Annotated in this window: 3 protein-coding genes; all 3 read left to right on the forward strand. The window is 71.5% G+C overall.

All coding sequences use genetic code 11. The features are described from left to right. The first annotated feature begins 356 nt into the window (after positions 1–356). The 3 genes from groES to AB0J68_RS28245 all read left to right on the forward strand — a co-directional run bounded on the left by groES (position 357) and on the right by AB0J68_RS28245 (position 4,184). Positions 357–671 (forward strand): co-chaperone GroES, encoded by a 315-nt coding sequence (groES, locus tag AB0J68_RS28235; RefSeq protein WP_030330046.1) that lies wholly within the window; start codon positions 357–359, stop codon positions 669–671. Between the two features lie 70 nt (positions 672–741). Then, positions 742–2,382 carry a chaperonin GroEL gene (gene groL / locus AB0J68_RS28240; RefSeq protein WP_363941436.1) on the forward strand — a complete coding sequence of 547 codons (1,641 nt, stop codon included), beginning with the start codon at positions 742–744 and terminating at the stop codon, positions 2,380–2,382. A 125-nt stretch (positions 2,383–2,507) separates the two neighbouring features. Then, on the forward strand, positions 2,508–4,184 hold the full coding sequence (locus AB0J68_RS28245; RefSeq protein ID WP_363941439.1) for a molybdopterin-dependent oxidoreductase: 1,677 nt from the start codon (positions 2,508–2,510) through the stop codon (positions 4,182–4,184). Positions 4,185–4,262 lie beyond the last annotated feature (78 nt).

Consider the following 4,262-nt stretch of genomic DNA (forward strand, 5'->3'; position numbering starts at 1 on the left):
CCGGCGGTGATCCACTGACGGCCAGCTCGGCCGCCGCCGAGAGCGCGGCCGACCCCTCGGGGGTACGCAGCGCCGCCAGCTGATCGAGATCCACCCCACCATTCTCCCGGCCGAGGCGGAAATACCGGCTGGCGGGGCGCGACGCGCTGGCACTCTCCTTGACGGAGTGCTAGCCACGGAATAACCTGCGATTAGCACTCTCACCCTGAGGGTGCCAGCTTCCGGGTCTCGCGACCCGGGTGCGCACGCCAGGCGGACCGGCACCCGCGACGACGGCCCCGCCCGGTGGCATGAGGCAGATTGACGCTGGTCAGCCCCGCTGGCCGGCAACGAAACCAGTAGTACCCCAGGAGGGTATGCCCGTGACTACCGCGACCAAGGTTGCGATCAAGCCGCTCGAGGACCGCATCGTGGTCCAGGCGAACGAGGCTGAGACCACCACGGCGTCGGGCATCGTGATCCCCGACACCGCCAAGGAGAAGCCGCAGGAGGGCACCGTCCTCGCTGTGGGCCCGGGGCGCGTCGACGACAACGGCAACCGGGTTCCGGTTGACGTGCAGGTCGGCGACACCGTCCTCTACTCGAAGTACGGCGGCACCGAGGTCAAGTACGCCGGCGAGGAGTACCTGGTGCTCTCCGCCCGCGACGTCCTCGCGGTCATCGAGAAGTAAGCAACCGATCAGTGTCGCTGCCCCGGTCCGGCTCGCCGGGCCGGGGCAGCTTCGCTTCGAAGGGACATACATGGCGAAGATCCTGAGCTTCTCGGACGACGCCCGGCACCTGCTGGAGCACGGTGTCAACGCCCTCGCAGACGCGGTCAAGGTCACCCTCGGCCCGCGCGGGCGCAACGTCGTCCTGGACAAGAAATTCGGTGCGCCGACGATCACCAACGATGGTGTGACCATCGCCAAGGAGATCGAGCTCACCAACCCCTACGAGAACCTCGGCGCGCAGCTGGTCAAGGAGGTGGCGACCAAGACCAACGACGTCGCCGGCGACGGGACCACCACCGCGACCGTGCTGGCGCAGGCGATGGTCCGTGAGGGCCTGCGCAACGTGACCGCCGGGACCAACCCGGCCGGCCTCAAGCGGGGCATCGACGCGGCGGCCACCAAGATCTCCGAGGCGCTGCTCGGCCGCGCCGTCGAGGTCGCTGACAAGAAGTCGATCGCGAACGTGGCGACGATCTCGGCGCAGGACGCCACCATCGGCGAGCTGATCGCCGAGGCGATGGAGCGGGTCGGCCGCGACGGTGTCATCACCGTCGAGGAGGGCTCGATGCTCACCACCGAGCTGGACGTGACCGAGGGTCTCCAGTTCGACAAGGGCTTCATCTCGCCGAACTTCGTCACCGACCTGGAGGGTCAGGAGTCCGTCCTGGAGGACGCGTACATCCTGGTCACCACCCAGAAGATCTCGGCGATCGAGGAGCTGCTGCCGCTGCTGGAGAAGGTCCTGCAGAACAGCAAGCCGCTGCTGATCATCGCCGAGGACGTGGACGGTCAGGCGCTCTCCACCCTGGTGGTCAACTCGCTGCGCAAGACCCTCAAGGTCTGCGCGGTCAAGGCCCCGGGCTTCGGCGACCGGCGCAAGGCCATGCTCCAGGACATCGCGATCTCCACCGGCGCCGAGCTGGTCGCTCCGGAGCTGGGCTACAAGCTCGACCAGGTCGGCCTGGAGGTGCTCGGCAGCGCCCGGCGCGTCGTGGTCGACAAGGAGAACACCACGATCGTCGACGGCGGCGGCCAGAAGGCCGACGTCGACGACCGGGTCTCCCAGATCCGCAAGGAGATCGAGGCCTCCGACTCCGACTGGGACCGGGAGAAGCTGGCCGAGCGGCTGGCGAAGCTCTCCGGCGGCATCGCCGTGATCAAGGTGGGTGCGGCGACCGAGGTCGAGATGAAGGAGCGCAAGCACCGCATCGAGGACGCCATCGCGGCGACCAAGGCCGCGGTCGAGGAGGGCACCGTGCCCGGCGGCGGCGCCGCCCTGGTGCAGATCCTTCCCGTGCTCGACGACGACCTGGGCTTCACCGGCGAGGAGAAGGTCGGCGTCTCGATCGTGCGCAAGGCGCTGGTCGAGCCGCTGCGCTGGATCGCGCAGAACGCCGGCCACGACGGCTACGTCGTGACGCAGAAGGTCGCCGACATGCAGTGGGGCCACGGCCTCGACGCCGCCACCGGCGAGTACGGCGACCTGGTCAAGGCCGGCATCATCGACCCGGTGAAGGTGACCCGCAACGCGGTCACCAACGCCGCCTCGATCGCCGGTCTGCTGCTCACCACCGAGAGCCTCGTGGTGGAGAAGCCGGAGCGGGCCGAGCCGGCCGCCGCCGGTGGGCACGGCCACGGCCACGGTCACCAGCACGGCCCGGGCTTCTGACCCGGTAGCGACACCCGCCCCGGGGCACACCGTCGTACGGCGGTGTGCCCCGGTTCGTCTCCGCGATCATTACCAAGCGCTGACATGGTTGGCGACCCGGCGGATTGATCGCGCACACTGGGCCGATGAGCACCACGTCGCGGCGGTACGCCGCGCTGGCCGGAGTGACCGCCGCCGCCGTCGCGATCGGGATCGCGGAGCCGGTGGCGGTGCTGACGGGCCCCCGGTCGGCGCCACTGGTCGCGGTGGGTGGGGTGGTCGTCGACGCCGTCCCCGAGCCGCTCAAGCAGTTCGCCATCGACGTCTTCGGCACCGCCGACAAGATCGCCCTGCTGATCGGAACGGCCCTGCTGCTGGGCGCCTTCGCCGCGCTGCTCGGAATGGTGGCGGTCCGCCGGCTGGCCCTGGGCCTGGCCGGCATCGCGGCGTTCGGCGTCGTCGGTGTGGCCGCCGCGCTGACCCGCCCCGGCGCGGACGTCTTCGACGCGCTGCCGTCGCTGGTCGGTGGCGGACTCGGCGCCCTGGTGCTCTGGCTGTTCATCGCCGGCCCGTTCGAGCTGGACCCCTGGCCCTGGACCTCACCCGCCACCTCCCGCCCGGCAACCCCGCCGGCTGCCGGTCCTGGTGAATGGCCGGTGTCGCCCGCCGGGCCGACGGAGGGCCTGCCGGTCCCGGTGACCCCCGCCGCCCCGCCGGTGCCGGTGACCCCGGCCGCGCCGGCCGCGACTGTCGATCCGGAGTCGCGCCGACGGTTCCTGACCGGCACCGGCGTGCTACTCGGCACGGCCGCCGTGGCCGGACTCGGCGGGCGCTGGCTGGCCGGGCGGCGCGGCGTGTCCGCCGCCCGGGACGCGATCCGGCTGCCCGCGCCGGTCGCCCCCGCACCGGCCGTGCCGGCGGGCGCGGACCTGTCGCTGGCCCAGCTCGCGCCGTACGTCACCCCGAATCTCGGGTTCTACCGGATCGACACCGCCCTGGTGGTGCCGCAGGTGGACCCGGAGACCTGGCGGCTGCGCATCCATGGCCGGGTGGGCACCGAGCGCACCTACAGCTACGCCGATCTGCTGGCCCGGCCGTTGGTCGAGCGGTACGTCACGCTGGCCTGCGTCTCGAACGAGGTCGGTGGGGACCTGATCGGCAACGCCCGCTGGCTGGGCGTACCCCTGCGGGAGCTGCTGGACGAGGTGCAGCCGGAGGAGGACGCCGACCAGGTCGTCGGCCGGTCGGTCGACGGTTGGACCTGTGGCACCCCCACCGCCGCGCTCCGCGACGGACGCGATGCGCTGCTGGCGATCGGCATGAACGGCGAGCCGCTGCCGGTCGAGCACGGGTTCCCGGTTCGGATGGTGGTGCCGGGCCTCTACGGCTACGTGTCGGCCTGCAAGTGGGTGACCGAGCTGGAGCTGACCCGGTTCGCCGACTTCGACGCGTACTGGGTGCCGCGTGGTTGGTCCGCCCAGGGCCCGATCAAGACCCAGTCGCGCATCGACGCGCCGCGACGGCGCAACCGGTTGACCGCCGGTCCGGTGACGGTGGCCGGTGTGGCCTGGGCGCAGCACCGGGGCGTTCGCGGGGTCGAGGTACGCGTCGACGACGGCCCCTGGCAGGAGGCGCAGCTGGCCCCGACGGTGTCGGTGGACACCTGGGTGCAGTGGTCCTGGCGCTGGGACGCCACGCCGGGCGAGCACCGGCTCCAGGTCCGGGCAACGGACGCGACAGGCGAGACCCAGACCGAGCGTACGCAGAGCGTCGCCCCGGACGGCGCCACCGGCTGGCACACCGTCCCAGTCAACGTCCACTAACCCCCACCCTGCCCCGCCCCCACCCGCCTGACCCCTGGTGATCATGAAGTTATTGCCCCGACACGCCGTCGATCGGGG

It is taken from the genome of Micromonospora sp. NPDC049580 (assembly GCF_040675595.1).
GTDB lineage: Bacteria > Actinomycetota > Actinomycetes > Mycobacteriales > Micromonosporaceae > Micromonospora.

What these genes read in the sequence shown, in the direction of transcription:
- groES (WP_030330046.1), top strand. Translation starts at nt 357, where the DNA reads ATGCCCGTGACTACCGCGACCAAGGTTGCGATCAAGCCGCTCGAGGAC.
- groL (WP_363941436.1), top strand. Translation starts at nt 742, where the DNA reads ATGGCGAAGATCCTGAGCTTCTCGGACGACGCCCGGCACCTGCTGGAG.
- AB0J68_RS28245 (WP_363941439.1), top strand. Translation starts at nt 2,508, where the DNA reads ATGAGCACCACGTCGCGGCGGTACGCCGCGCTGGCCGGAGTGACCGCC.